The 26,937-nt window shown below is 70.3% G+C and carries 21 protein-coding genes and 1 pseudogene; 14 read left to right on the top strand and 8 right to left on the bottom strand.

Annotated elements, in window-relative coordinates; genetic code table 11:
- Positions 1-46: 46 nt before the first annotated feature.
- Together FGD71_RS23670 and FGD71_RS23665 are read right to left on the bottom strand one after the other, a co-directional pair.
- On the bottom strand, positions 47-1,429 hold the full coding sequence (locus FGD71_RS23670; RefSeq protein ID WP_119102521.1) for an aspartate aminotransferase family protein: 1,383 nt from the start codon (positions 1,427-1,429) through the stop codon (positions 47-49).
- Entirely contained in the window at positions 1,414-1,929 is a 516-nt protein-coding gene (locus FGD71_RS23665; RefSeq protein WP_162931210.1) for an Lrp/AsnC family transcriptional regulator, read from the bottom strand. Before FGD71_RS23665 ends, FGD71_RS23670 begins: the two co-directional genes overlap by 16 nt.
- Positions 1,930-2,093: 164 nt before the next feature.
- On the opposite strand from FGD71_RS23665, the gene FGD71_RS23660 reads away from it, so the two are divergent.
- Entirely contained in the window at positions 2,094-3,530 is a 1,437-nt protein-coding gene (locus FGD71_RS23660; RefSeq protein WP_119102520.1) for a gamma-aminobutyraldehyde dehydrogenase, read from the top strand.
- Between the two features lie 107 nt (positions 3,531-3,637).
- Positions 3,638-4,186 (top strand): HXXEE domain-containing protein, encoded by a 549-nt coding sequence (locus FGD71_RS23655; RefSeq protein WP_119102519.1) that lies wholly within the window; start codon positions 3,638-3,640, stop codon positions 4,184-4,186.
- On the opposite strand, the gene FGD71_RS23650 is transcribed toward FGD71_RS23655, so the two are convergent.
- On the bottom strand, positions 4,179-5,339 hold the full coding sequence (locus tag FGD71_RS23650; RefSeq protein ID WP_119102518.1) for a serine hydrolase domain-containing protein: 1,161 nt from the start codon (positions 5,337-5,339) through the stop codon (positions 4,179-4,181). The two genes, FGD71_RS23655 and FGD71_RS23650, sit on opposite strands and share 8 nt — an antisense overlap.
- A gap of 288 nt (positions 5,340-5,627) precedes the next feature.
- Here FGD71_RS23650 and FGD71_RS23645 point away from each other — a divergent pair, with 288 nt between their 5' ends.
- Together FGD71_RS23645 and FGD71_RS23640 are read left to right on the top strand one after the other, a co-directional pair.
- Positions 5,628-6,902, top strand: a complete 1,275-nt coding sequence (locus tag FGD71_RS23645; RefSeq protein WP_119102517.1) for an alginate lyase family protein — start codon at positions 5,628-5,630, stop codon at positions 6,900-6,902.
- Positions 6,903-6,919: 17 nt separating this feature from the next.
- Positions 6,920-8,563 carry an RNA polymerase sigma factor gene (locus FGD71_RS23640; protein WP_119102516.1) on the top strand — a complete coding sequence of 548 codons (1,644 nt, stop codon included), beginning with the start codon at positions 6,920-6,922 and terminating at the stop codon, positions 8,561-8,563.
- Here FGD71_RS23640 and FGD71_RS23635 read toward each other — a convergent pair.
- Together FGD71_RS23635 and FGD71_RS23630 are read right to left on the bottom strand one after the other, a co-directional pair.
- Entirely contained in the window at positions 8,560-9,294 is a 735-nt protein-coding gene (locus FGD71_RS23635; RefSeq protein ID WP_119102515.1) for a glycerophosphodiester phosphodiesterase, read from the bottom strand. The genes FGD71_RS23640 and FGD71_RS23635 overlap by 4 nt on opposite strands.
- A gap of 71 nt (positions 9,295-9,365) precedes the next feature.
- Positions 9,366-10,536 (bottom strand): annotated as a pseudogene (locus FGD71_RS23630) (adenosine deaminase); the annotation flags it as partial.
- A 66-nt stretch (positions 10,537-10,602) separates the two neighbouring features.
- Here FGD71_RS23630 and FGD71_RS23625 point away from each other — a divergent pair.
- A complete protein-coding gene (locus FGD71_RS23625) occupies positions 10,603-11,499 on the top strand; it encodes a DUF4190 domain-containing protein (RefSeq protein ID WP_240436727.1) in 897 nt (298 codons plus the stop codon).
- On the opposite strand, the gene FGD71_RS23620 is transcribed toward FGD71_RS23625, so the two are convergent.
- Positions 11,486-12,049, bottom strand: coding sequence for a riboflavin biosynthesis intermediates N-glycosidase (locus FGD71_RS23620; RefSeq protein ID WP_119102512.1), 564 nt, complete (start codon positions 12,047-12,049; stop codon positions 11,486-11,488). The genes FGD71_RS23625 and FGD71_RS23620 overlap by 14 nt on opposite strands.
- A gap of 207 nt (positions 12,050-12,256) precedes the next feature.
- Here FGD71_RS23620 and FGD71_RS23615 point away from each other — a divergent pair, with 207 nt between their 5' ends.
- The 7 genes from FGD71_RS23615 to FGD71_RS23585 all read left to right on the top strand — a co-directional run bounded on the left by FGD71_RS23615 (position 12,257) and on the right by FGD71_RS23585 (position 20,215).
- Complete coding sequence (locus FGD71_RS23615; RefSeq protein ID WP_119102511.1) at positions 12,257-13,795, top strand: gamma-aminobutyraldehyde dehydrogenase; 1,539 nt, start codon at positions 12,257-12,259, stop codon at positions 13,793-13,795.
- A 61-nt stretch (positions 13,796-13,856) separates the two neighbouring features.
- Positions 13,857-15,101 (top strand): ABC transporter substrate-binding protein, encoded by a 1,245-nt coding sequence (locus FGD71_RS23610; RefSeq protein WP_119102510.1) that lies wholly within the window; start codon positions 13,857-13,859, stop codon positions 15,099-15,101.
- Between the two features lie 176 nt (positions 15,102-15,277).
- Positions 15,278-16,459: an ABC transporter ATP-binding protein gene (locus FGD71_RS23605; protein WP_119102509.1), complete on the top strand. Its 1,182-nt coding sequence runs from the start codon at positions 15,278-15,280 to the stop codon at positions 16,457-16,459.
- Positions 16,456-17,391 carry an ABC transporter permease gene (locus tag FGD71_RS23600; RefSeq protein WP_119102508.1) on the top strand — a complete coding sequence of 312 codons (936 nt, stop codon included), beginning with the start codon at positions 16,456-16,458 and terminating at the stop codon, positions 17,389-17,391. Before FGD71_RS23605 ends, FGD71_RS23600 begins: the two co-directional genes overlap by 4 nt.
- Positions 17,392-18,192: an ABC transporter permease gene (locus FGD71_RS23595; RefSeq protein ID WP_119102507.1), complete on the top strand. Its 801-nt coding sequence runs from the start codon at positions 17,392-17,394 to the stop codon at positions 18,190-18,192.
- A gap of 5 nt (positions 18,193-18,197) precedes the next feature.
- Entirely contained in the window at positions 18,198-19,601 is a 1,404-nt protein-coding gene (locus FGD71_RS23590; protein WP_119102506.1) for an NAD(P)/FAD-dependent oxidoreductase, read from the top strand.
- Positions 19,602-19,762: 161 nt separating this feature from the next.
- The gene (locus tag FGD71_RS23585) at positions 19,763-20,215 is read left to right on the top strand and encodes a hypothetical protein (RefSeq protein WP_119102505.1); all 453 of its coding nucleotides are present in this window, start codon (positions 19,763-19,765) and stop codon (positions 20,213-20,215) included.
- On the opposite strand, the gene FGD71_RS23580 is transcribed toward FGD71_RS23585, so the two are convergent.
- Together FGD71_RS23580 and gabT are read right to left on the bottom strand one after the other, a co-directional pair.
- Positions 20,210-20,836, bottom strand: coding sequence for a phosphatase PAP2 family protein (locus FGD71_RS23580; RefSeq protein ID WP_338120078.1), 627 nt, complete (start codon positions 20,834-20,836; stop codon positions 20,210-20,212). The genes FGD71_RS23585 and FGD71_RS23580 overlap by 6 nt on opposite strands.
- Positions 20,837-21,187: 351 nt before the next feature.
- Entirely contained in the window at positions 21,188-22,522 is a 1,335-nt protein-coding gene (gene gabT, locus FGD71_RS23575; RefSeq protein WP_119102503.1) for a 4-aminobutyrate--2-oxoglutarate transaminase, read from the bottom strand.
- 268 nt (positions 22,523-22,790) lie between these two features.
- Between gabT and FGD71_RS23570 the strand changes: the two genes are divergently transcribed.
- Positions 22,791-24,908, top strand: a complete 2,118-nt coding sequence (locus tag FGD71_RS23570; RefSeq protein ID WP_119102502.1) for an ATP-binding protein — start codon at positions 22,791-22,793, stop codon at positions 24,906-24,908.
- A 175-nt stretch (positions 24,909-25,083) separates the two neighbouring features.
- Positions 25,084-26,865 (top strand): PucR family transcriptional regulator, encoded by a 1,782-nt coding sequence (locus FGD71_RS23565; RefSeq protein ID WP_119102501.1) that lies wholly within the window; start codon positions 25,084-25,086, stop codon positions 26,863-26,865.
- Positions 26,866-26,937: the final 72 nt, after the last annotated feature.

The following is a 26,937-nucleotide window of genomic DNA, read 5'->3' as shown; positions in this document are numbered from 1 at the left end:
TCGGTTCATCGAAGTGATGGCCGCTCGTCGCAGCCCTCCACGAGAATCACAGCCGCGTCCACGCCTCCGTCAGCACCTGGCGGACTATCGACTCGATCTCGTCGAACGTCGACTGGTCGGAGATCAGCGGCGGCGACAGCTGGATGACCGGGTCGCCGCGGTCGTCGGCGCGGCAGTAGAGGCCGTACTCGAAGAGCTTCTTGGAGACGAAGCCGTAGAGCACGCGCTCCGACTCCTCGTCCGTGAACGTCTCCTTGGTGGCCTTGTCCTTCACCAGCTCGATGCCGTAGAAGAAGCCGTTGCCGCGGATGTCGCCGACGATCGGCAGGTCGTACAGCTTCTGCAGGGTCGTCAGGAACGCGCTCTCGTGGTCGAGCACATGCTGGTTGAGCTTCTCGCGCTCGAACAGGTCGAGGTTGGCTATGCCGACCGCGGCCGACACCGGGTGTCCGCCGAAGGTGTAGCCGTGCAGGAAGGTGTTGTCGCCCCGGTAGAAGGGCTCGGCAATGCGGTCCGAGACGATGCAGGCGCCGATCGGGGAGTAGCCCGAGGTCATGCCCTTGGCGCAGGTGATCATGTCCGGGACGTAACCGAACTTGTCGCAGGCGAACATCGTGCCGAGGCGGCCGAAGGCGCAGATGACCTCGTCGGACACCAGGAGCACGTCGTGCCGGTCGCAGATCTCGCGGACCCGCTGGAAGTAGCCGGGCGGCGGCGGGAAGCAGCCGCCCGCGTTCTGGACCGGCTCCAGGAAGACCGCCGCGACCGTCTCCGGGCCCTCGAAGAGGATCTGCTGCTCGATCTGGTCGGCGGCCCAGCGGCCGAAGGCCTCCGGGTCGTCACCATGGAGGGGCGCCCGGTAGATGTTCGTGTTCGGGACCTTGTGCGCACCCGGTACCAGCGGCTCGAACGGCGCCTTCAGGGCGGGCAGGCCGGTGATGGACAGGGCACCCTGCGGGGTGCCGTGGTAGGCGACCGCGCGTGAGATGACCTTGTACTTGGTGTGCCGGCCCATCAGCTTCCAGTACTGCTTGGCGAGCTTCCAGGCCGTCTCGACCGCCTCGCCGCCGCCGGTGGTGAAGAAGACCTTGTTGAGGTCGCCCGGCGCGTGGTGGGCGAGACGTTCCGCCAGTTCCACGGCCTTCGGGTGGGCGTAGGACCACACCGGGAAGAACGCCAGTTCCTGCGCCTGCTTGAACGCCGTCTCCGCGAGCTCGGTGCGGCCGTGGCCGGCCTGGACCACGAACAGACCCGCGAGACCGTCGAGGTAGCGCTTGCCCTTGTCGTCGTAGATGTAGGTGCCCTCACCCCGGACGATGGTGGGGACGGGAGCGTTCTCGTACGAGGACATGCGGGTGAAGTGCATCCACAGGTGGTCGTACGCGGTCTTGCTGAGGTCGTTGGAGGTCACGGCTATCGGGTTCCCCACATGTAGGTCTGCTTCCTGAGCTTCAGGTAGACGAAACTCTCGGTCGAGCGCACGCCGGGCAGGGTGCGGATGCGTTTGTTGATCACTTCGAGGAGGTGGTCGTCGTCCTCGCAGACGATCTCCACCATCAGGTCGAAGGAGCCGGCGGTGATCACGATGTACTCGACTTCCTGCATGGCCGACAGCGCGTCCGCGACGGGATCGAGGTCGCCCTCGACGTTGACGCCGAGCATCGCCTGACGCCGGAAGCCCACGGTGAGCGGGTCCGTGACGGCGACGATCTGCATCACGCCCTGGTCGAGCAGCTTCTGGACCCGCTGGCGCACGGCGGCCTCCGAGAGGCCGACGGCCTTGCCGATCGCCGCGTACGGCCGGCGGCCGTCCTCCTGGAGCTGTTCGATGATGGCGAGGGAGACGGCATCCAGATGGGGCGTGCCGTTCTTGGACTCGCGGGAGTCCCTGGGGTCTGTGCTTCGACTGGCCACGCGCACACTGTGCACGAGGACTCGACAATTCCGCAAGGCCTGATCGATGAAATTCGTTGTTTACGCCACCGTAGTTTGCGGATTTCGCAGAAGTGGCGGGATCTGGGGGGTTGAAAGCGTCGCGTCACGGACTAGGGTGGTTGTCTCAGCTATTGGACATCCGACAGGAGGGCCGGGCAGTGAGCACCGAGCTGCGTCGTCTGCGCAACTACATCGACGGAGAGTTCCGCGACGCCGCCGATGGACGGACCACAGAGGTGGTCAATCCCGCGACGGGTGAGGCGTACGCCACCGCGCCGCTGTCCGGGCAGGCGGATGTCGACGCCGCCATGGCCGCCGCGGCAGAGGCCTTCCCGGCCTGGCGCGACATGATCCCGGCCGAGCGGCAGAAGGCCCTCCTCAAGATCGCGGACGCGTTCGAGGAGCGGGCCGAGGAGCTCATCGCCGCGGAGGTGGAGAACACGGGCAAGCCCACCGGCCTGACCCGCTCCGAGGAAATCCCGCCGATGATCGATCAGGTCCGCTTCTTCGCGGGGGCGGCCCGGATGCTGGAGGGACGCAGCGCCGGCGAGTACATGGAGGGCCTGACGTCGATCGTGCGCCGCGAGCCGGTCGGCGTCTGCGCGCAGGTCGCGCCGTGGAACTACCCGATGATGATGGCCGTGTGGAAGTTCGCCCCGGCGCTCGCCGCGGGCAACACGGTCGTGCTGAAGCCGTCGGACACGACTCCCGCCTCGACGGTCCTGATCGCCGAGATCATCGGCTCGGTCGTCCCCAAGGGCGTCTTCAACGTCATCTGCGGCGACCGTGACACCGGCCGTCTGATGGTCGAGCACCCGACGCCCGCGATGGCCTCGATCACCGGTTCCGTACGCGCCGGCATGCAGGTCGCTGAGTCGGCCTCCAAGGACGTCAAGCGCGTGCACCTGGAACTGGGCGGCAAGGCGCCGGTCGTGGTCTTCGAGGACACCGACATCGCCAAGGCCGTCGAGGACATCTCGGTCGCGGGCTTCTTCAACGCGGGCCAGGACTGTACGGCCGCCACCCGCGTCCTCGTCCAGGAGTCCATCCACGACGAGTTCGTGGCGGCGCTCGCCAAGGCCGCCGCCGACACGAAGACGGGACAGCCGGACGACGAGGACGTGCTGTACGGGCCGCTGAACAACCCGAACCAGCTCGCCCAGGTCACCGGCTTCATCGATCGCCTGCCCGCGCACGCCAAGGTCGAGGCGGGTGGCCATCGGGTCGGAGAGAAGGGCTTCTTCTACGCCCCGACCGTCGTCTCGGGCGTCAAGCAGGACGACGAGATCATCCAGAATGAGGTCTTCGGTCCGGTCATCACCGTCCAGCCCTTCACGGACGAGGCCCAGGCCGTCAACTACGCGAACGGCGTCGAGTACGCCCTCGCCTCCTCCGTCTGGACCAAGGACCACGCGCGCGCGATGCGCATGTCCAAGGCCCTCGACTTCGGCTGCGTATGGATCAACACGCACATCCCGCTGGTCGCGGAGATGCCGCACGGCGGCTTCAAGAAGTCGGGTTACGGCAAGGACCTTTCGGCGTACGGCTTCGACGACTACACGCGGATCAAGCACGTGATGACGTCGCTGGACTGACGCGCCGACGCTTCCCGCGCGGAGCGCGCCCCGGACGGGAGCAGGTGAACCGTCCGGGGTCCGCGAACAGCGGTACGCGGGAGCGGAGTTGCAGCAGAATCGCGATCATGAGGAACGCGCCCGGAGACGAACGGATCGGTGCCGCCGCCACCTTCGGGCTGCTGGCGGCCTGGGCCTTGCACGACACGGAGGAACTCGTGGCCCTGCCACGGTGGTTGCGCCGTAACGTGCCCGCGCTGCGCGAGCGGTTTCCAGCCGTGCCGGAGGCGGTGTGGCGCAGGGCCGAGTCGGTCGACGAGCGCGAGTTCGCCGTTGCCGTGGCGGTGATGGCGGCGATCGTCACCGCCGCGTCCACCGCGGGCCGGCTCACCGGGGGCCGCTCGGCCTTCTACCAGTCGGCGCTGAACGGCTTCGGACTGCACGGACTGGTCCACCTCGCCCAGGCGGCCGCGGTGCGCGGCTACACCCCCGGCTCCGCGACCTCACCGCTCCTGGTGATCCCGTTCACCCTCTGGGCCCGCGGCAGGCTGCGACGCGCCGGGGTACTGCGCCCCACGTCCCCACGTGACGCCGCACTCGGCCTGGCCGCGGCAGCGGCGGCCACGGTCGCGTCGCACGCGGTGGCGCGTCGCGTACTCGGCCGACGGTTCAGGTGAGGAACGTCGCGCGGAGGACCCGGTCGGCCACCGGGTTCATGTCCTCGCTCTTCGCGTCGGTCGCGTTGATCGAGTAGACGAGGGTGCGGGACAGGTCGGGGGTCGTGGCGATCACCGTGCTGTAGCCGGGGCGGGCGCCGGTCTTGAGCCAGAGGACGACGCCGTTCTTTTCGTAGTACTGCAGACCCGCGCTCATGGTCGCGACGCCCTCCTTGACCTTCGGCAGCGTGAGCATCTCCTTCCTCAGCAGCGGACGCGGGACCACCTTTCCGCGGAACAGGCCGACCAGGAGGCGTTCCAGGTCCGCCGTCGTGGAGATCATGTCGCCCGCCGCCCACCGGTCCGACATGTTCCACTCGGTGGCGTCCACGAGTCGGCCGTCGGCGAGTCTCTGGTAGCCGCGGTTGTGCGGGCCGTGGATACGCGGGTCGGGGCCACCGGGGAAGGACGTGTGCCGCATCCCGAGGGGCCTGAAGATCCGTACGGCCGCCTGGTGTTCGTACGAGTCGCCCGTGATCCTCTCGATGAGCATGCCGAGCACGGTGTAGTCGATGTTGCTGTACTGCTGCCGCTCGCCCGGGGCGTGGGGGGCGGGACCCTTGGCGACGGAGGCGGCCACGACCTCCTCCGGCGTCAGCGTCTTGTAGCGGTTCTCGTAGCCCTCGCCGTTCACATCGCCCAGCGTGGAGCCCACCTGCAAACCGCTCGTGAAGGTGAGCAACTGCCGTACTGTAATGGGCTTTTTGAAGGCGGCCGACAACAGTCCGGGAAGGTAGGTCTGAACGTGCCCGTTCAGGTCCACCTTTCCTTCCGCGGCGAGTTGGAGCACGACGGCCGCCGTGACGACCTTGGTCGTGGAACCGGCCCGGAAGCGGCCGTGCTCCAGGGCCGCGCGGCCGCTGACGAGGTCGTGCACCCCGGCGCTGCCGCGCCAGCTGCCGTCCCTGCCGCCGACCCGGACGAGCGCGGCCGTCGCGTCGTCGTCCGGCAGCCCGGCGAGCGCGGCGCGCAGCGCCTTGACGTTCGGCCCGGCGGAATCCCGTAAGACGGTTGCGGTCTTGGCGGGGGAGGCCGAGGCGGTTCCGGCCAGAGGGCCGGCCGCCAGGCCCAGGACGACGAGAGCGGCGCAGGCGGTACGGATACGGGCGTGCATCAAAGGCTCCTCTGGGTCGTGGATGCCCTTGATCCTCCGGGCGTACGCCGTGATCGCGAATCGTCGACGAGGAGGGCACGCCCCTAGTCGGACCCTGAGTCAACTGACGTGTGCGACAAGGGTGTTGACGGGGGTTTCCCTTAGGGGCCCGGTCCTTGCCGCAGAAAAAACTGTTATCCCGGAAGGCTCCGCTCCGTCTCCTGTGCACACGCGGCACACACGGCGCACACGCCACCCGCACCCACGCCGCGCACCGCACCAGGATCCCGTCCGTCACAGGAGCTCTTCATGGCAGAGCACAACAAGCACCGGATCAGCCGCCGCAGCCTGTTCCAGATCGCAGGAGGTGTCGTCGCCGCGGGCGCCGTCGGCGGACTGGCGGTCTCGCTGAGCGGCCGTGACGCGGCGGATGCCGCGCAGACCGGCGGGTCGGCGACGCCCGGCACCACCGGCACGGACGGCGCCTTCGCGCACCCCGGCATGCTGCACAACGCCGGGGACCTCAACCGCGCAAAGGCCAAGGTCGCCGCGGGCGCCGACCCGTGGGTGTCCGGCTGGCGGAGGCTGACGGCCAACCGGCACTCCGCGGGCACCTGGAGGCCGAACGCGCAGGCCAAGGTCGTCCGTGGCGGCGCCGGACAGAACTACGTGATCCTCTACAACGACGTCCACGCCGCCTACCAGAACGCCCTGCGCTGGAAGATCGCCGGCACCAAGGAGAACGGGGACGCCGCCGTCGCGATCCTCAACGCCTGGTCGGACCGGCTCACGGAGCTCACCGGCAACGCCGACCGCTTCCTGGCCGCCGGAATCTACGGCTACCAGTTCGCCAACGCCGCCGAGTTGATGCGCGGATACGAGGGCTTCGACCTCGCCCGCTTCCAGAAGATGATGCTCGACGTGTTCCACCCCATGAACGAGGACTTCCTCACCCACCACAACGGCGCCTGTATCAGCAACTACTGGGCCAACTGGGACCTGTGCACCGTCGCCTCGGTCATGGCGATCGGCATCCTCTGTGACGACCGGGCGAAGTTCGACCGCGCCGTGGAGTACATGAAGACCGGTGAGGGCAACGGATCCTTCCGGAACGCGATTCCGTTCGTCTACGAGGACCAGGGCCTCGCCCAGTGGCAGGAGAGCGGCCGCGACCAGGGCCACACCGTGTCGGGCGTGGGCCTGATGGGCGCCATCTGCGAGATGGCCTGGAACCAGGGCGTCGACCTGTACGGCTACGACAACAACCGCTTCCTGAAGGCCGCCCAGTACGTGGCCAAGTACAACCTCGGAGAGCAGGTGCCGTTCACCAAATACACCTGGCGCAGTGGGACCGGGCGCGGCAAGTACAACGAGCAGACTGTGATCTCCGACATAGCCCGCGATCAAGATCGCCCGATTTGGGACCTCTTGCACTACCACTACGCCGGCCGCCGCCGGCTCTCCACGCCCTACCTCACCACGATGGCTGAGAATGTGCGTCCGGAAGGCGGAGGTGGCGACTACGGGCCGAACAGCGGCGGCTTCGATCAGCTCGGCTTCGGGACGCTGCTCTACGCCAAGTGAGACCGGAGGGGACGTACGTGGACGGGCGGCAGTGGCGCTCCACCATCGCGGCCGCGCAGGCCGGTGACCGGCGTGCCCTCGACGAACTCGTCGAGGGCTGGCTGCCGCTGGTCTACAACATCGTGGGGCGCGCCCTGAACGGCCACGCGGACGTGGACGACGTCGTGCAGGAGACCATGCTGCGCGCCGTCGACAACCTCGGCTCGCTGCGTGATCCGGACAGTTTCCGCTCCTGGCTGGTGGCCATCGCGATGCGGCAGATACGTGACCGGGCGCGGCGGCGTACGTCCGAGTCGCTGTCCGAGGACGCGGCGCACGACGCCGCCGACTTCGCCGAACTCACCGTGCTGCGGCTTCAGCTGGAGGGCCAGCGGCGCGAGGTCGCGGAGGCGGTGCGCTGGCTCGACGACGAGGACCGGCAGCTTCTGTCGCTGTGGTGGCTGGAGGTCGCGGGCGAGATCACCCGGCGCGAGCTGGCCGCGGCCGTCGGCATCAGCCGGCAGCACGCCGCCGTGCGCGTCCAGCGGATGAAGGCACGCCTGGAGACCGCGCGGGGCATCGTGCGGGCGCTCGACTCGTCCTGCCCCGAGCTGCGTGAGGTCACGGTCCGCTGGGACGGGCGGCCCGACTCGGTGTGGCGCAAGCGCCTGGCCCGGCACATCCGGGGCTGCGGCTACTGCTCGGGGTCGCACGAGTCCGTCGTACCGGCCGAGCGGCTGCTCGTGGGGATCGCGCTCGTCCCGATCCCGGTCGGCTTCACGCTCTCGCTGGCCTTCGGTGGCAAGACGGCGGTCGCCGCCACGACCGTCGGCTGGTCCGCCAAGGTCATCGGCGCGCTCACCAAGCCCGCCGTGGCCATGACGGCCGGGGCGACCATCGTCGCGGGCGGCACGTACGTCGTGACGCAGCCGGCGGACGAGCCGCCCCCGAGGGCCGCCCCCACGGCGTTGAGTACGGCCCGCCCCAAGCCCTCGCCCAAGCCATCCGCCTCGCCCGCACCGTCGCCGCCGCCGAAGAAGGTGGATCTGTACGGCACGGTCGTCGACGCCGTCGACCGGGCCCCTGACCCGAACGCGCGTCCCACCGACCTGCCGCGCCGGCCCGCGTCCGGCCTCACCAGCAGCGGCGGCCCGATGACCGTCATGAACCACCGCGGCGACCGCGTGACGCTCAAGGGTCAGGGCTACTTCCTGGTGCGCTGGCAGATCTTGCCGCATTACCGGCCGGGCGCCTTGGTCATGCCGACCTGGACCGGTCTGCGGGGCAAGCTCTTCCACGTGGCGTCGGGCGGCGGCCGCCGGATGGACGACCCCCTCGGGGGCGACGACGGCTCCGTCACCGGCATGGGCGGGCCGGACATCGGCTACGCCGTCCTGCCGTCCGGAACCCAGCAGATGTGGCAGAACGAGTACTTCTACGTCGACGGCACCGTCACCCTCACCCAGAACGAGCGGGGCTGCGACTACAACGTGACCGTCTTCCCGAGGAGCTGGGACGACATGAACAAGGACGTCATGACGGGCCCCGACCAGGGCGCGATCCGATACGGCCTCGTCCGCGACAACGGCAAGGACACGGCGCCGGTCCCGCAGTACCTCACACGCGCCGAACCGGAAGATGCGGCGACGGTGCCCCAGAAGTCCCAGGTGGCCGACGACTAGTTGCTCGTCACCTCGCGCGGTGAGCCCGCCTTCCGCAGTGAGCCCGCGTTCACCTCGCGCAGTGAGCACAGCGTGTCGATGCGGTTCGTCGTGATCGAGTCGACGCCCGCGTCGAGCAGCCGTCGCATGGAGCGGCGGGTGTCGGGTGTCCAGACCGACAGCAGGTAGCCGTCGCGGTGGACGCGGGAGACGACGTTCCGGTCGACCAGGCCGAAGCGGTAGTTGAGCCAGCGCGGGCGTATCGCGTCGAGCAGGGCGGGCCGCGGGGGCGCGAGCGTCGTCCAGGTGAGGGCGATCTCCGCGGCGGGGTCGGCCGCGCGGACGGCCAGCATGGTCTCGGCCCCCGCGCTGTAGTACACCCGCTCGTCGGCACCGAGATCACGGATGACGTCCACGATCCGGCGTACCGCCCGGGGGTTCGCGGCGCCCGGCAGGTCGACCATGAAGCGGCCGTGGTCGGTCGCCTTCAGGGCCTCCTCCAGGGTGGGAACGCCGCCGGCGGTGAGCCCGCGCACCTCCTCCGCGGAGAGCGAGAGCAGCGGCCGGTCCTGCTCCCACAGCCGCTTCAGGGTCGCGTCGTGCAGCAGCACGGGCACGTCGTCGCGGGTCAGCCGGACATCGAACTCGACAGCGTCCGCGCCCAGGTCGAGCGCGGAACGCAGCGAGTCGATCGTGTTCTCGCGGACGCGGTAGGGGTCGCCGCGATGGGCCACGGCTGTCACGGTGCGCATGGGCCCATTGTGCTGGCTCGGGCCGTACCTGTTCAGCCGTACCTGTTCAGCCGCACCTGTCGCCGTCCTGTTCAGGGCGCGTGCCACGTGGAGGTGTATGCGTCGATCTCGGCGGTGATCCTCGCCTTGCCGGCCGGATCGAGGAACGAAGCGTCGACGGCGTTCTTGGCGAGCGCGGCGAGACCCTGTTCGTCGAGACCGAGGAGGCGGGCGGCCACCGCGTACTCGTTGTTGAGGTCGGTGCCGAACATCGGCGGGTCGTCGGAGTTGATGGTGACCAGCACGCCCGCGCTCACCATCTCCTTCAGAGGGTGCTCGTCGAGGGTGCGGACCGCGCGCGTGGCGATGTTGGAGGTCGGGCAGACCTCCAGGGGGATGCGGTGCTCGGCGAGATGCGCGAGGAGCTTCGGGTCGCGCGCGGCACTCGTGCCGTGTCCGATGCGCTCGGCGCGCAGCTCGCCCAGGGCGTCCCAGACGGTCTCCGGCCCGGTCGTCTCGCCCGCGTGCGGAACCGAGCGCAGGCCGGCCGCGATCGCGCGGTCGAAGTACGGTTTGAACTGCGGGCGGGGTACGCCGATTTCGGGCCCGCCGAGCCCGAAGGAGATGAGTCCCTCGGGGCGGATCCTGTCGGTGGTGGCGAGCCGGACGGTTTCCTCGGCGGCCTGGAGCCCCGCCTCGCCGGGGATGTCGAAGCACCACTGCAGGACGGTGCCGAACTCGGTCTCCGCCGCCTTGCGGGCGTCCTCGATGGCGTCCATGAAGGCGACCTCGTCGATGCCCCGGCTGACCGAGGAGAACGGGGTGATGGTCAGCTCCGCGTAGCGGATCTGCTGCCGCGCCATGTCGCGGGCGACCTCGTACGTCAGGAGCCTTATGTCCTCCGGGGTGCGGATGAGGTCCACCACCGACAGGTACAGCTCGACGAAGTGGGCGAAGTCCGTGAACGTGAAGTAGTCGACGAGGGCCTCGGGGTCGGTCGGCACCTTGGTGTCGGGGTGGCGGGCGGCCAGTTCGGCGACGATCCGGGGGGAGGCGGAGCCGACGTGGTGCACGTGGAGTTCGGCCTTCGGCAGTCCGGCGATGAAGGCGTGCAGGTCACGGGTTCCGGATGTGTCGCGTGCGTCGCCCGTGCCGCGCGGGTCGAGGCGGTCGGTCAAGGGTTCCTCCCCGGGAACGGCGCCCGGCCGGTGTCCGGCGGGGCGCGGGTGATCGGCTGATCGGTGGTGCGGGATCATCGTAGGCTGCGGCCCATGGGCGTGGGGCTCGGGCCGTAGCATGACGGAACGTACGACAGAGGGGACTCCGCGCATGTCCGACGACGCGCAGACGCCGGGTGCGCCGGAGAACGGCGAACCGGACCCGTGGGCTCCGCCCGAGCGCAGCGTGCCGACGGCCGGAGCCGAGACGCCAGAACCGCAGGACATGGCTCCCCGTCCCCGGGTTCCGCTGGACAAGCCCGGCGCGGTGCCGAGCGGCACCCCGGGGCCGCCCTCGGTGCACGACCAGCAGACGGTCACGTCGCTGCCGGGGGCGGACGTGCCGAACCCGTCGGGTACGGGCACGCCGTCCGCGCCGAGCCCTCAGCCGTGGGCCAACCCCGTCGCACCCCCCGCCGCCTCCGCCCCTGGCAACCCGTTCGCGCCACCCGGCGGCGGCCAGCCCGGCGGCGGCTACCCCGCTCCCGGCGGCACGCCCCCGAATCCGTCCGGTCACGGCAATCCCTTCGGGGCGCCGGGCGCCGGCGGTGAGCCCGTCCCCCCGCCTCCCATCTCTCCCGACGGCCCCGGCCAGGTGCCGTACGGCTACGGCTACCCGGGACAGCCCTACTACCCCTCCGCCCCCGGAGCCGGCCCGGGCTACGGCTGGCCCGGGATGCCCATGGCCCCGAGCAACGGGCTGGGCACGGCGGGGCTCGTGCTCGGGATCATCGCGGCGGTCGGCTTCTGCCTCTGGCCGCTGGCCATCGTCGTGGGCATCCTCGCGGTGATCTTCGGCGCGGTCGGCCGGGGCAAGGCACGCCGGGGCGAGGCGACCAACCCCGGCCAGGCCCTGGCGGGGATCATCTGCGGAGCCGTGGGCATCGTGCTGGGCGTGGCCGTGGGCGTGCTGGTGATCGTCGGCCCCGGCCTGTTCGGGGACAGCGGAAGCAGCGACTCCGGCACCGGCGACGACGGCTTCAGCACCTCGCTCGTCACCGAACGCTGAGCGCCAGCCGCTCCCGCGCCGCCATCAACGCGAAGCCCAGCAGATTCGGCCCCCGCCACCGCTCCGGATCGTGGGCGCGCTCGTCGTCCGCGGCGAGTCCGATGCCCCACACGCGGTCCATGGGGCTGGCCTCGACGAGGACCCTCTCATCCGTGCCGAGCAGAAACGCCCGGAGCTCGGCATGGGCGGCGAACTTGTGCACACTCCCCTCGACCACGATGCCGAACCGCTCGCGCTCCCACAGGGACTCGTCGAAGCCGCGCACCAGCCGCCCGGCCTTCTTGGCCTCGGCGGGATGCTCCGCGGCGAGTACCCGCCGCTCGGCCTCCGCGTCCTGGAACAGCCGGGCCTTGCCGGCCATCATCCAGTGCTCCGCCGTCCCGTACTCCACCCCGTCCACCGTGAACGGCGACGGCCACCACTGGCTCAGACAGCTCGCGCCCACCCGGCCGTCCGGCCGCGGCCGGTGCCCCCAGAAGTGCAGGTACTCGACCCTGCCCCCGGCCCGGACTTCGCTGGTCAGGGCCGCCCACGACTCGATCTTCCCCATGCCGCGAGTGTGGCACCCACCACTGACAGTCCGTCGCGGTTTTCCGGGTGGACTCGACACCTTGCCGACAGATTCCGTCGCGTAACCAAAAGGCAACAACGGAATCACTTGTTGGGCGGGGGTTGCTCTGCCAGGATCGGCACTCAAATCGAGCTGGAGCCACGCAGGCCCCGCAGGGAAACGCGGCCGGCGGCGGAGGAGAGCTACATGGACAACCCGGGCCACAGCACGCGTGCCCAGGCACAAAAGTACGTGCGGGAACACTTCGCGGCCGGCGCGCAGTACATCGATGGCCGTCCGGCCAGGGGCACCTCCGGCCACACCCACTCGGTGGTCGACCCCGCCACCGGCGAGCGCGTGTTCCGTTACGAACTGGCGGGGACCGACGACGTGGACGCCGCCGTCGCCGCCGCCCGGGACGCCTTCCCCGGCTGGTCGGCCGCGACGCCGGGCGAGCGCTCGGACGCCCTGCACCGCTTCGCCGCCGTACTCGCCGACCGCGCCGAGGAGTTCGCGCGCGCCGAGTCCCTGCAGTGCGGCAAGCCCCTCAAGCTGAGCCGGGAGTTCGACGTCCCGGGCACCGTCGACAACACCGCCTTCTTCGCGGGCGCGGCCCGGCACCTCCAAGGACAGTCCGCGGGCGAGTACTCCGGCGACCACACCTCGTACGTACGCCGTGAACCCATCGGTGTCATCGGATCGATCGCGCCCTGGAACTACCCCCTCCAGATGGCCGCCTGGAAGGCCCTGCCGGCGATCGCCGCGGGCAACACCATCGTTCTGAAGCCCGCCGAGCTCACCCCGCTCACCTCACTGCTCTTCGCCGAGGCCGCCACCCGCGCGGGTATCCCCGACGGCGTCCTCAACATCGTCACCGGTACCGGCAAGGAGGCCGGCGAGCACCTGGTCGCGCACCCGGACGTGGCGATGACGTCCTTCACCGGCTCCACCGCCGTCGGCAAGCGCGTCGCCGAGGTCGCCACCTCCACCGTCAAGCGCCTCCACCTCGAACTCGGCGGCAAGGCCCCGTTCGTGGTCTTCGACGACGCCGACCTGGACGCCGCCGTGCACGGCGCCGTGGCGGGCGCGCTCATCAACACCGGCCAGGACTGCACGGCCGCCACGCGCGCGTACGTGCAAAGGCCCCTCTACGAAGAGTTCGTCTCCCGGACCGCCGACCTCATGTCGACCGTCCGGCTCGGCGACCCCTTCGCGCCGGACACCGATCTCGGCCCGCTCATCTCGCACGGCCAGCGCGACCGCGTCGCCGGTTTCGTCGACCGGGCACGTTCCTCCGCGCGCGTGGTCACCGGCGGCGAGATCCCTCAGGGGCTCGAGGACGGCGCGTACTACCTGCCCACGCTCATCGCCGACGCCGCCCAGGACAGCGAGATCGTGCGGTCCGAGATCTTCGGCCCTGTCCTGGTCGTGCTGCCCTTCGACAGCGACGACGAGGGCATCCGGCTCGCCAACGACACGCCCTACGGTCTCGCCGCCTCCGCCTGGAGCCGTGACGTGTACCGAGCCAACCGCGCCACCCGTGAGATCAGGGCGGGCTGCGTGTGGATCAACGACCACATCCCGATCATCAGCGAGATGCCGCACGGCGGCCACCGGGCGTCCGGCTTCGGCAAGGACATGTCCGTGTACTCCTTCGAGGAGTACACCCAGATCAAGCACGTCATGTTCGACAACACCGCGGTGGCCGCGAAGGACTGGCACCGCACTGTCTTCGGGGATCGATAGCAGCACACAGGCAGGCCGTCCCACCCGCGGCCGCTCACCCTCCGGAAAGGGCACCACGAGCATGGAGCAGTACGAGCCCGATCGCCTGGCCCCGGCCCGACTCGCCGCGTTGCGGCGCGGCTTCGGGAGCGGCAGGGCCTCACTCACCCGCCGGTCCGTGCTGCGCGCGGCCACCGGCGGCGCGTTCGCCCTCGGCGGGATCGGGAGCTTGAGCGCCTGCGGGATCCCCGCGGCGAAGAACACCGCCGGCGTCTCGTCCGAGGACCACTCGGCCGCGGAGAAGCGACTCAACTTCTCCAACTGGACCGAGTACATGGACGTCGACGAGAGCGAGAAGCACCACCCCACGCTCGACGCGTTCACCAGGCGCACCGGCATCAAGGTCAAGTACACCGAGGACATCAACGACAACGTCGAGTTCTTCGGGAAGATCAAGCCGCAGCTCGCGGCGGGCCAGGACACGGGGCGCGACCTCATCTGCGTCACCGACTGGCTGGCCGCCCGGCTGATCCGCTTCGGATGGGTCCAGAAACTGGACCCGTCCAACCTGCCGCACGCGTACGCCAACCTGTCCCAGCAGTTCCGCACCCCCGACTGGGATCCGGGACGCGCGTACTCCTACCCCTGGACCGGCATCTCCACGGTCATCGCGTACAACAAGAAGGCGCTGGACGGCGAGGAGGTGAAGTCCGTCTCCGACATGCTCGACAACCCCAGGCTCAAGGGGCGCGTCGGCTTCCTGTCGGAGATGCGCGACAGCATCGGTATGACGCTGCTGGACATGGACAAGGATCCGGCGAAGTTCACCGACGACGACTACGACGCGGCGATCGCCCGCCTCCAGAAGGCCGTCGACAACAGCCAGATCCGCCGCTTCACCGGCAACGACTACACGTCCGACCTCAGCAAGGGAGACCTCGCGGCCTGCATCGCATGGGCCGGAGACGTCGTCCAGCTCAAGGCGGACACCCCCGAAGTCGACTTCGTCATCCCGGACAGCGGGTACCTGACGTCCACCGACAACCTTCTGGTCCCCAACAAGGCGCGCCACAAGACCAACGCGGAACGGCTCATCGACTACTACTACGAGCCGCGGCAGGCCGCCGAACTCGCCGCGTACATCAACTACGTGTGCCCCGTGGACGGTGTGAAGGCCGAGCTCGCGAGGATCGACCCCGACGCGGCGAACAACCCGCTGATCATTCCCGACGCGGCCATGGCCGCCAAGTCGCACGCCTTCCGCTCCCTGAGCCAGAAGGAAGAGACGGCCTACGAAGAGAAGTTCGCCAAGCTGACCGGGGCGTAACGCCTCCGGCGGGCGCGCTTTCGGGTGTTCGAGCCGCCCGGGCGCCCGCCCGAGACGGCCCGCAGGACCCCAGCGGCATGCACCGGCCCCGCCGCCCGCAACGCCCGACCGCCGCAGTATCCGCGGCTCGCCCCCGGGCCGGCCACGAAGCCCTCCCCGACATCCAGGACGACACCATGACGAAAGACCGCGGCGGCGACGTCCGCCTCTCCGGGATCAGCAAGACGTACGGCTCCTTCACCGCCGTCGAGCCGCTCGACCTGACCGTGCCCCAGGGATCGTTCTTCGCCCTGCTCGGTGCGTCGGGATGCGGCAAGACCACCACCCTGCGGATGATCGCGGGCCTGGAGGAGCCCACATCGGGGACCGTGTCCCTGGGCGACCAGGACGTCACCCGCCTGCCGCCCTACAAGCGGCCCGTGAACACGGTCTTCCAGTCGTACGCCCTCTTCCCGCACCTCGACATCTTCGAGAACGTCGCTTTCGGACTGCGCCGGCGTGGCATCAAGTCGGTGAAGAAGCAGGTCGAGGAGATGCTCGACCTCGTCCAACTCGGTGAACAGGCCCGCAAGAAGCCACACCAGCTCTCGGGCGGCCAGCAACAGCGTGTCGCCGTCGCCCGCGCGCTGATCAACCACCCCAAGGTGCTGCTCCTCGACGAGCCGCTCGGCGCCCTCGACCTCAAGCTGCGCCGCCAGATGCAGCTCGAACTCAAGCGCATCCAGACCGAGGTGGGCATCACCTTCATCCATGTCACGCACGACCAGGAGGAGGCCATGACCATGGCCGACACGGTCGCCGTGATGAACGCGGGCCGAGTCGAGCAGCTCGGCTCGCCCGCCGATCTCTACGAGAACCCGCAGACCACGTTCGTCGCCAACTTCCTCGGCACCTCGAACCTCATCGAGGCCGAGGTCGACACCCACAGCGGCGACGAGATCGTCCTCACGGCGGGCGGCGGCAAGCTCACCCTGCCCCAGGCGCGGTGCTCCGCGCCCACCACGACCGGCGGCAAGGTCGTCGTGGGCGTCCGCCCCGAGAAGATCACCCTCACGCACGCCGACGACGCGGGCGACATCCCCGAAGGACGCAACCGCATCACCGGGAAGATCGCCGACACCAGTTTCATCGGCGTCTCCACGCAGTACGTCATCGACAGCCCGGTCTGCCCCGAGTTCGAGGTCTACGCCCAGAACATCGACCGCGACACCCGGCTCGCCCCCGGCGCCGAGGTCGTCCTGCACTGGAGTCCGGCGCACACGTTCGGTCTCGACGCGGCCCAGTCCCTGCTCGCCGGGACGGTGGGCTCCGCCGGCGTGGAAACGGCGGAGCCGGAAGCAGGGGTGACGGTCCGATGACGACCCTCACCGAGGCGCCACCGCCTCTCGCGCCCGGCCCCGCAGCCACCGACGAGAAGCCTCCGCGCAGAAGAGGCCGCCTCACTCCGTACTGGCTGCTCCTGCCCGGCATCCTCTGGCTGCTGCTCTTCTTCGCGCTGCCGCTGGTCTACCAGGCCTCCACGTCCGTGCAGACGGGATCTCTGGAGGAGGGCTACAAGGTCACCTGGCACTTCGCGACCTACTGGGACGCGTTGTCCGCGTACTGGCCGCAGTTCATGCGCTCGGTCCTCTACGCCGGCACGGCCACGGCCCTGTGCCTGCTGCTCGGCTACCCGCTCGCGTATCTGATCGCGTTCCGTGCGGGCCGCTGGCGCAATCTGATCCTGATCCTGGTGATCGCGCCGTTCTTCACCAGCTTCCTGATCCGTACGCTCGCCTGGAAGACGATCCTCGCGGACGGCGGCCCGGTCGTCGGTGCCCTGGGCTCGCTGCACCTGCTGGATGTCACCAGCACGCTCGGCATCACGGCCGGCGACCGCGTCCTGGCCACGCCCCTCGCGGTGGTCTGCGGTCTCACCTACAACTTCCTGCCGTTCATGATCCTGCCGCTCTACACCTCGCTGGAGCGCATCGACGGACGGCTGCACGAGGCGGCGGGCGATCTGTACGCAAAGCCCTTCACGACGTTCCGCAAAGTGACGTTCCCGCTGTCGATGCCGGGTGTCGTCTCCGGCACGCTGCTGACCTTCATCCCGGCGAGCGGTGACTATGTGAACGCCGACCTCCTCGGGTCCACGGACACCCGCATGGTCGGAAACGTCATCCAGACCCAGTTCCTGCGGACTCTCGACTATCCGACGGCCGCGGCCCTCTCGTTCATCCTCATGGCCGCGATTCTCCTCATCGTCACGCTCTACATCCGCAAGTCCGGGACGGAGGATCTGGTCTAAATGACCTTCGTACGCTGGTTCAAGCGCCATCTCGTCGTGATCGCGGGCCTGTTGACCCTCGGTTATCTGCTCCTTCCGAACGTCGTCGTCACGGTGTTCTCCTTCAACGATCCGAAGGGGCGCTTCAATTACGAGTGGCAGCGGTTCTCCACGGATGCCTGGACCGATCCGTGCGGGGTCGCCGACCTGTGCGGTTCGCTGTCGCTGAGCCTGCGGATCGCGGCCTGGGCGACGCTCGGCGCGACAGTTCTCGGCACGCTGATCGCCTTCGCGCTCGTGCGCTACCGCTTCCGCGCACGGGGAGCGGTCAACTCGCTGATCTTCCTTCCGATGGCGATGCCCGAGGTCGTGATGGCCGCCTCGCTGCTGACGCTCTTCCTCAACATGGGCGTGCAACTCGGCTTCTGGACGATCCTGATCGCCCACATCATGTTCTGCCTCAGTTTTGTCGTGACGGCCGTCAAAGCGCGCGTCATGTCGATGGACCCCAGCCTGGAGCAGGCTGCGCAGGACCTGTACGCGGGCCCGCTGCAGACCTTCCTCAGGGTCACCCTGCCCATCGCGGCCCCCGGAATCGCGGCGGGAGCGCTGCTCGCCTTCGCGCTGTCCTTCGACGATTTCATCATCACCAATTTCAACGCGGGCGCGACCGTCACCTTTCCCATGTTCGTCTGGGGTTCGGCACAGCGCGGAACTCCCGTACAGATCAATGTCATCGGTACGGCCATGTTCATCGTCGCCGTACTGCTCGTGCTGGCCGGCATGGTCGTCGGCAATCGCCGCAGGCGGCACACGGCATGAGCGCCATGACCCGTTGGACGACATCCCTTTCCGACGCCCAGCCGGTCCCGTACTGGCTGGACGACCCCGGCAGACCCCACCCCGAGCCGGCTCTCACCACCGCCGAAAGCTGCGACCTGCTCGTCGTCGGCGGCGGGTACAGCGGGCTGTGGACCGCGCTCCTCGCCAAGGAACGCGATCCGCGGCGGGACGTGGTGCTGGTCGAAGGCCGCGAGGTGGGCTGGGCCGCCTCCGGCCGCAATGGCGGCTTCTGCGCGGCCTCGCTCACGCACGGACTGGCCAACGGCCTCAGCCGCTGGCCGGACGAGATCCACCAACTGCAGAAACTGGGCGCCCGCAACCTGGACGAGATCGAGGCGACCGTCGACCGCTACTGCCTCGACTGCGACTTCGGGCGCACCGGCGAGATCGACGTCGCCACCGAGCCGTACCAGGCCGCCGAACTCCGTGCGTGGTACGAGGAGCTGGTGCGCCACGGCCTCGCGGACGGCATCGAGTACCTGGACACCGACGCCGTACGTCAACAAGTCGACTCACCGACCTTCCTCGGCGGCCTCCACGACCGCCGCGGCGTCGCGCTCCTCAACCCGGCCCGACTCGCCTGGGGCCTCAAACGCGCCTGCATCGGCCTGGGCGTCCGCGTGTACGAGCACACGCCCGCGCTCACCCTGCGGGCGCACGGCGCCGGAATGGCCGTACGCACTCCGTACGGCAGCGTCCGCGCCCGCCGGGTCGCCCTCGGCACCAACATCTTCCCGAACCTGGTCAGACGCGTCCGCCCGTACACCGTCCCGGTCTACGACTACGCGCTGATGACCGAGCCGCTCACCACCGGCCAACTGGCTTCCGTAGGCTGGCAGAACCGCCAGGGACTCGGCGACAGCGCCAACCAGTTCCACTATTTCCGGCTGTCGGCCGACAACCGCGTCCTGTGGGGCGGATACGACGCGGTCTATCCGTACGGCGGCAGGGTGCGCGCCGAGTACGACGACCGCCCGGAGACGTACGCGAAGCTCGCCGGGCACTTCTTCACCTGCTTCCCGCAGCTGGAGGGCGTCCGCTTCACGCACGCGTGGGGCGGCGCGATCGACACCTGCTCCCGCTTCTCGGCCTTCTTCGGTACGGCACATCAGGGACGGGTCGCGTACGCGGCCGGCTACACCGGGCTGGGCGTGGGGGCGACCCGGTTCGGCGCGGACGTGATGCTCGACCTGCTGGCGGGGGAACGCACCGAACGCACGGCCCTGGAGATGGTCCGCAAGAAGCCACTGCCCTTCCCGCCGGAGCCCTTCGCCTGGACGGGGATCGCGCTCACCAAGTGGTCGCTGGCGCGGGCCGACGCACATGGCGGCCGGCGCAATCTGTGGCTGAGGACCATGGACCGACTGGGGCTCGGCTTCGACAGCTGACGGCGCGTGTTCCGGAGCATGATCCACCGGGCGTACGCCCCGCTCGAAGACCGTCACCGGTCACCACCAGCAAGTCGCCGAACCCGCGTAATGCCCGGCCTGGACCCCTCTCTCTTCCCAGTGACGCGAACCGCGTCGGCACGAGAAAGAGAGGACCCCTGATGACTGAGGCGAAGACGGCGGTCGAGTGGCTCGCTTCGGTGGCTCCGCACCCGGAGGTCTGCCGCTGGGAATGGGACCACACCCCCCTGGGGGTCACGCTGCTGCCGGCGGGCAGGCTGTGGGACGTACTCATCCTGCCGGGCGAGCTCGGCATCGCCACGCTCGACGTACTGACGCGGGTCATCGACCAGCCGGGGCCGGTGCTCGTCGACTTCGGCGACGCCCGGACGGGGTTCTTCGTGCCGCCGGGTACGGCGGCACGCTGGCTCGGCACGGGGGTGCGCGCCGCCGGTCTCGGCACCTGGATCGTGGTGCCGTGCCCGGGCCGCTCCACCGGCGGCACCCGCTGGCTGGTCCCGCCGGACGGCTCGGGCACGCTGACGGATCCGGCGCTGCTGGAACTGGCGATGCACGAGGCGGCGGCCACTCTGGCGGGCGGCGAAGGGTTATGAGCCGTCCTGGCGTCCGCCGCCCGTGCGGCCCACGCGGCGCAGGAACACGGTGAGCGTGATCAGCAGCATCGCGCTCAGGATGAGGCTTCCCGCCACGTCCAGCGGCCAGTGGTAGCCGCGTCGGATCAGACCGAAGCCGACGGCGACGACCAACACCACGCAGCCGATGGTCAGTTCGCGGCGGACGTAGGCGTCGCGCAGCCAGGGAAGCACGAGCAGGACGGCCGCCCCGTAGGCGACGGCGGCCGTCGCCGTGTGGCCCGAGGGATAGAAGCCGTCGCCCTCCATGCCGGGTGGGCCCGCCCGGCCGACGACCGCCTTCAGCGGGGCGATCACAGCCGGCACGGCGGCCAGGGCGACCAGGGCCGCGAGCGGCGGGAGCCACCATCGGGGCGTACCGGCGCGACGCGCGCGCCAGGCGACGTACGCGAGGACCGCGACCAGCACCGGGACGGCGACGACGAAGTTCCCCAGGTCCGCGAGGAACTCGGCGGCACCGCCGGGGAAACGGCTGCCCGTGATCGCCCGCCCGAGGCGCTCGTCGGCGCGGCGCAGCGGAGTGTCGACGGCCGCCTGCCAGGTGAGGAACGCGAAGAGAAGGGCCAGACCGCCCAGAAACAAGGTCGGCCGCCCCGGAACAGGGGGGGAAGTTCCGAGACGGCCGTCCAGACCGGGTCGTCGCACGCCCCGGGGGGTTTGGGGCGGGCGACTGTCCGATCGGTGAGGAGATCTGAAGCCGGAAGCTCCAGTTGTGTGCGCGATGGCACGACCAGGGTGAGGCTGGGGAGGCCCCGACCTGGTGTCACCCACAGTCCCCTGTGGGCGGGGTGTATCTCTCATCTGGGTAAAACCTACGACAGGGGATCGGCGTCCGACAGACGGATGGGGCACCCGTCATGCACCTCGCACACGTTCTTCACATGCCCTGCTCCTGGCTTCCGCCGCACCGGAACCAGATGCGAGAGGTCCTGCTCAGATGCGGGTGAAGGCCTGCTCGAGGATGTCGAGTCCCTCAGTGAGCAGATCCTCGCCGATGACCAGAGGCGGCAGGAAGCGCAGCACGTTGCCGTAGGTGCCACAGGTCAGGACCAGCAGGCCCTCCTGGTGGCAGGCCTTGGCGAGCGCGGCGGTGGCCTCGGGGTTCGGCTCCTTGGTGGCCGGGTCTTTCACGAGCTCGATGGCGATCATGGCGCCGCGGCCCCGGACGTCGCCGATGATGTCGTACTTCTCCTGCATGGCACCCAGACGCGCCTTCATGACCGTCTCGATGTGCCGCGCCCTGGACTTGAGGTCGAGCTCCTTCATGGTCTCGATCGAGCCGAGGGCGCCCGCGCAGGCGACCGGGTTACCGCCGTAGGTGCCGCCCAGACCGCCCACGTGCGCGGCGTCCATGATCTCGGCGCGGCCGGTCACGGCGGCCAGCGGCAGCCCGCCCGCGATGCCCTTCGCCGTCGTGATCAGGTCGGGGACGATGCCCTCGTCCTCACACGCGAACCACTGACCGGTGCGGCAGAAGCCGGACTGGATCTCGTCCGCGACGAACACGATGCCGTGGTCCTCGGCGAACTTGCTCAGCGCCGGCAGGAAGCCCTTCGCCGGCTCGATGAAGCCGCCCTCGCCCAGCACCGGTTCGATGACGATCGCGGCCACGTTCTCCGGGCCGACCTGCTTGGTGATCTGGTCGATGGCCTGCGCGGCGGCCTCGGGGCCACAGTTCTCGGCGCCGGTCGGCCAGCGGTAGCCGTACGCCATCGGCATGCGGTAGATCTCGGGCGCGAACGGACCGAAGCCGTGCTTGTACGGCATGTTCTTCGAGGTCAGGGCCATCGTGAGGTTCGTACGGCCGTGGTAGCCGTGGTCGAAGACGACGACGGCCTGGCGCTTGGTGTACGAGCGGGCGATCTTGACGGCGTTCTCGACGGCCTCGGCACCGGAGTTGAACAGCGCGGACTTCTTCGCGTGGTCACCGGGGGTGAGCTCGGCCAGCGCCTCGGCGACGGCCACGTAGCCCTCGTACGGCGTGACCATGAAACAGGTGTGGGTGAAGTCCTGCAGCTGGGCGGAGGCGCGGCGTACGACGGCCTCGGCGGACGCGCCGACGCTGGTCACCGCGATGCCGGAGCCGAAGTCGATCAGCCGGTTCCCGTCGACGTCCTCGATGATCCCGCCGCCCGCGCGCGCGGTGAACACGGGCAGCACGGACCCCACACCGGCCGCGACCACGGCGGTACGGCGGGCCTGCAACTCCTGCGACTTCGGGCCGGGGATGGCGGTGACGACGCGGCGCTCCTGCGGAAGTGCGCTCATGAGGGGCTCCCTGGGGTCGTGCGGACGGGTTCTTCGCGCAACTGGCTTCTTCGCGCAATCGGCTTCTTTCCTCGCAGGCTAGGGCCGGGGGAGGGGAGTGGGCATGCTCCATGTGGGTGTTGTCGGGACCTCGCGTTGTCCGCCGTGGACATTGCGGCGGCTCCGTGGGCGGGTCCCGCCCGGCCGGGTAAGCGGTGAACTCCCCTTGCGGGGGCATTAGATTGGCTCGCTGATGGTGAGTGGAGCAGCTGGTCAGGGAGCAGGAGCGATGGACAGCGACGGTACGCAGGACGCACGGGGCACACACGCCGATCGTGTGCCGCGCCCGGCGGGGCCGCCTCATGTGCCGCCGCGGCCCACGCAGGCACCCGGCGCGCCGCCGCTGCCGGACGGATCGCAGTTTCTGGCGTGGCTGCGGACCCATCGGCCCGAGGCGGCGCCGGGCGTCTGGCGGTTCGGGCACCGGCCGCGGCCGGACGAGGAACCCGAGGTCATCCCCACCCGGCAGCTGCTCAGCGGCGCGCTGATCGCCTTCCTCGTGGGGTGGCTGATCTGGTCGCTGCTGTGGAACGGCTATCTGGGCGGCTGGTGGGTCCTGCCGCTCGAACTGTTCACGCCGGATTCCTGGCGTCACAGCGGGGACCGGGTCGCCAACGCCTTCCTCTGGTACGGCTACTACACCGTGATCGCCCTGGCCATCATGGTGGCCGTCGGACGGCTCGGCCGCTGGGGCGACGTGTGGCGCCGCTTCGGGCCGCCCGCCTGGAGCCGGGTCGCGCCCGCGGCCGAGCGGCCGCCCACACCCGAGGAGGACCCCGCCCAGTGGCCCGAGCTGCGGGCCGCCGGAGCCACGGACGCCGCCGACCGGCTCGCCGCCGAGGCCCGCGCCGGGCTCATGCGCGACGTCGACCAGGCGCGCATCGCCCGCGCCTGGCAGGGGGTACGCAGCGGGCGGCACAGCCTCGCCACCTTCACGGGCGCCGTGCTGAAGGACGGGGCGGCCGCCTGTCTGCACCCCTCCGGCGATCGTGATCTTCCCGGCCGCCTCGCCCAGCACGACCTCGTCACCGGGCAGGTCCGGCTCGGCGCGACCGCCGACGACCGCCGCAATCCATACGCCTACCGCGGCACCGGACTCGGCCTCGGCCCCGATCTCCTCGGCACGTCGCTGCTCGCCGTCGGCCCCGCAGGATCCGGCAAGACCGGCGCGGTGGTCTGGCCGCTCGCCGAGTCGCTGTGCCTGCACGCGCTCGCCGGGCGGGCCGCCGTGGTCGTGGTGGGGGCCGCGGGCGCGGGGCTCGGGCCGGTGGACGCGTACGACGTCGTCGTGCGGGTCGGGAACGCCGAGTCCGTGTACGACCTCGATCTCTACGGCGGGACCACCGACCCCGACGAGGCGGCGGCCGTCCTCGCCGAGGCGCTGGTCGGCGACCTCACCGATCCGCATCCCGGCGGGGACAGCCGCCGGTCCACCACCGTGCTCGCCCAGTTGCTCGGGCCGTACCGCGCGGTCCACGGGCGCTTCCCGTCCGTACCCGAGCTGCGGCAGCTCCTCGACGGCGCACCCGGCCCGCTCGGCGCCCTGCGCAAGGCGCTCACGGAGGCCGGGCAGGACTCGCTGCTGCGCGAACTCGACGCGCGGGAACGGCAGTCGGGGCATCCGGGAGACCTGGGGGGCGTCCTCGCGGACCGGGTCGCCCTGCTGGACCGGCCCGCCTTCGCCGCGTTCTTCGACACCTCCGGGCAGTCCAGGCCCTTCTCGCTTCGCGCCCTCGACCATCCGGTGCGGGTGCGCATCGATCTGCCCGAGCGCGGGCACGCCGATGCCTCGCGGATCCTGGCACGGCTGGTACTCGCGCAGTTCACGGCGAGTGTGGCGGTGCGGGAGGACCGGTCGTTGTTCGCGTGTCTGGTGCTGGACGACGCGACGGGCGTGGTGACCCCCGAGGCGGTACGGGGGATCCAGCGGCTGCGATCCGCCAACGCCGGCGCCGTTCTGACGCTCCGTACGCTCGACGACGTGCCGCGGCCGCTGCGGACGCCGCTGCTGGGTGCGATCGGGTGCCGGATGGCGTTGTCCGGGCTCACGCCCTGGGACGGCCAGGACTTCGCCGAGGTGTGGGGCAAGGAGTGGACCGAGGCGCGGGACGTCACCGACCGGCAGATCATCGCCGAGACTCCGCTCGGCAAGACCGTGCACGCCCTGCGGCGAGTGATCACGGGGCGCGCGCCCACCGCCCGCGCCGTCACCGTGCGGCAGGTCGAGCGCGAGCGGTGGTCCGCGTCCGAGCTGGCGCACGCGGTGCCGCCGGGGCACGCGGTGCTGTCGCTCACCAGTGTGCGGGGGGAGCACGCGCCGCCGTTGTTGGTGGATCTTCGGGGATGAGTGGCTTTTCCGAGGTGAGCAGGACATCTGTACATAAGGTGACGCGTTCACCGTACAGTGAGGCAGAATCTACACAGGTCGTTCATACGTGACGGCTAAAAGATCGCACCCTCCGCCACTCCCGCCACTTCCGTGAAGAACCGGAAGACCTGGCCAGGAAAGACCTGAAGGCCTCATGCCCCCCACGCTCGCCTCGCTCGTCCAGCACTCGGCGCTCAAACTCACCGTGCGCGCGGGCGAGGAACGCCTGGATGTGCCCGTCCGTTGGGCCCACGCCAGCGAACTCGCCGACCCCGTGCCGTACATGGAGGGCGGGGAGCTGCTCCTGATCACCGCGCTCAAGCTGGACGTGGAGAAGCCGGACGCCATGCGGCGCTATGTGAAGAGGCTGGTGGGGGCGGGGGTCGTCGGGCTCGGCTTCGCCGTCGGAGTGCATTACGAGGATGTCCCGAAAGCACTGGTCGACGCCGCGGAGAAGGAGGGGCTGCCGCTCCTCGAAGTGCCGCGGCGCACCCCCTTCCTGGCCATCAGCAAGGCCGTCTCCGCCGCCATCGCCGCCGATCAGTACCGGGCCGTGACCGCGGGCTTCGCCGCGCAGCGCGAGCTGACCAAGCAGGCCCTGAGTGCCGGGCCCGAGGGTGTGCTCACCGCCCTCGCTTCACAGGTCGACGGGTGGTCCGCCCTGTACGACGCGTCGGGTGCCGTCGTCGCGGCGGCGCCCGAGTGGGCCGGGCGGCGGGCCGCGCGGCTCACCGCCGACGTGGAGCGGCTGCGGGAGCGGGCCGCGCCGGCGAGTTCCGTGGTCGGGGGGAAGGTGGAGGCCGGTGACGAGGACGGCGACGGCGACGATGGCGGTGGCGTCGCGGGTGGCGGTGCCGGTGGCACTGACCGTGACGGTGGCGCGGACGGTGCCGGTGAGGATCGTGTCGAACTGCATTCCCTCGGGACCGGGCGGCGGGCCCGGGCCGCGCTGGCCGTGGGTACCGCCGCGGCGCTGGGTACCGCCGAGCGGTACGCCGTTCACTCCGCGATCGCCCTGCTGACGCTCACGACTGAGCGGTCGCGGTCGTTGTATGCCGCTGAGCAGCGGATCGGGGTGGCCGTGCTGCGGATGCTGCTGGCCGGGGAGCCCGACCATGCCCGGGCTGTCGCGGGGGATCTGTACGGCGAACTTCTCGATGCTCCGTATCGGATGATCCTCGCGGAGGCCGCGCCGACCGCGCGGGGGCGCTCCGGTGCCGGGGCCGCGGCGGCAGCGGAGGCGTGGGCCGAAGGCGGCGCCGATCTGCTGGGCGCGCTCGCGGAGGTTGCCGAGGCCGCGGCCGCTCGGTCGGGGGAGGCCGTGCTGGTCGTGCCCGACGGGGAGCGGCTTGTGGTGCTGGCTGCGGACAGGGGCGCGGTGGTTTCGTCCTGTGCCCAGTACGCGGAGGCGCTCGGGGCCGGCATGGCCGGAACCGCCGGGACCACCGGGGGTGCGGGGAGTGCCGGGGGTGTGCGCGGGGCCGCTGAGCAGGGCGTGGACGAGGACGGGCTGGTGGTGGGGCTTTCCGCTCCCGCCGGGCCGATCGCCGCCGCGTCCGCCTACAAGCAGGCCGAGCAGGCGCTGTCGGTTGCCCGGCGGCGGGGACGGGTGCTCGTGGAGCACGAGGAGCTGGCCGCGGGGTCTGTGGTGCCGTTGCTCGCGGATGACGCGGTGCGGGCGTTCGCGGACGGGTTGCTGCGGGCGCTGTACGAGCATGACGCCACCGGGCGCGGGGACCTGGTCGCTTCGTTGCGGGCCTGGTTGTCCCGGCACGGGCAGTGGGACGCTGCGGCGGCTGATCTTGGGGTGCACCGGCATACGTTGCGGTATCGGATGCGGCGGGTCGAGGAGATCCTGGGGCGGTCGTTGGACGATCCGGATGTGCGGATGGAGTTGTGGCTGGCGTTGAAGGCGATGGCTGTGGCGGGGGAGTGAGGGGTGGGCTGAGGGCCGGGTTGTTTCGCCCCCGCCGCCCCTACCCGTCCCATCCTCTTCCTGGGGGCTGCG

The organism is Streptomyces sporangiiformans, from assembly GCF_005768555.2.
Taxonomy (GTDB): domain Bacteria; phylum Actinomycetota; class Actinomycetes; order Streptomycetales; family Streptomycetaceae; genus Streptomyces; species Streptomyces sporangiiformans.
This window is presented reverse-complemented; position numbering and strand designations above follow the sequence as displayed.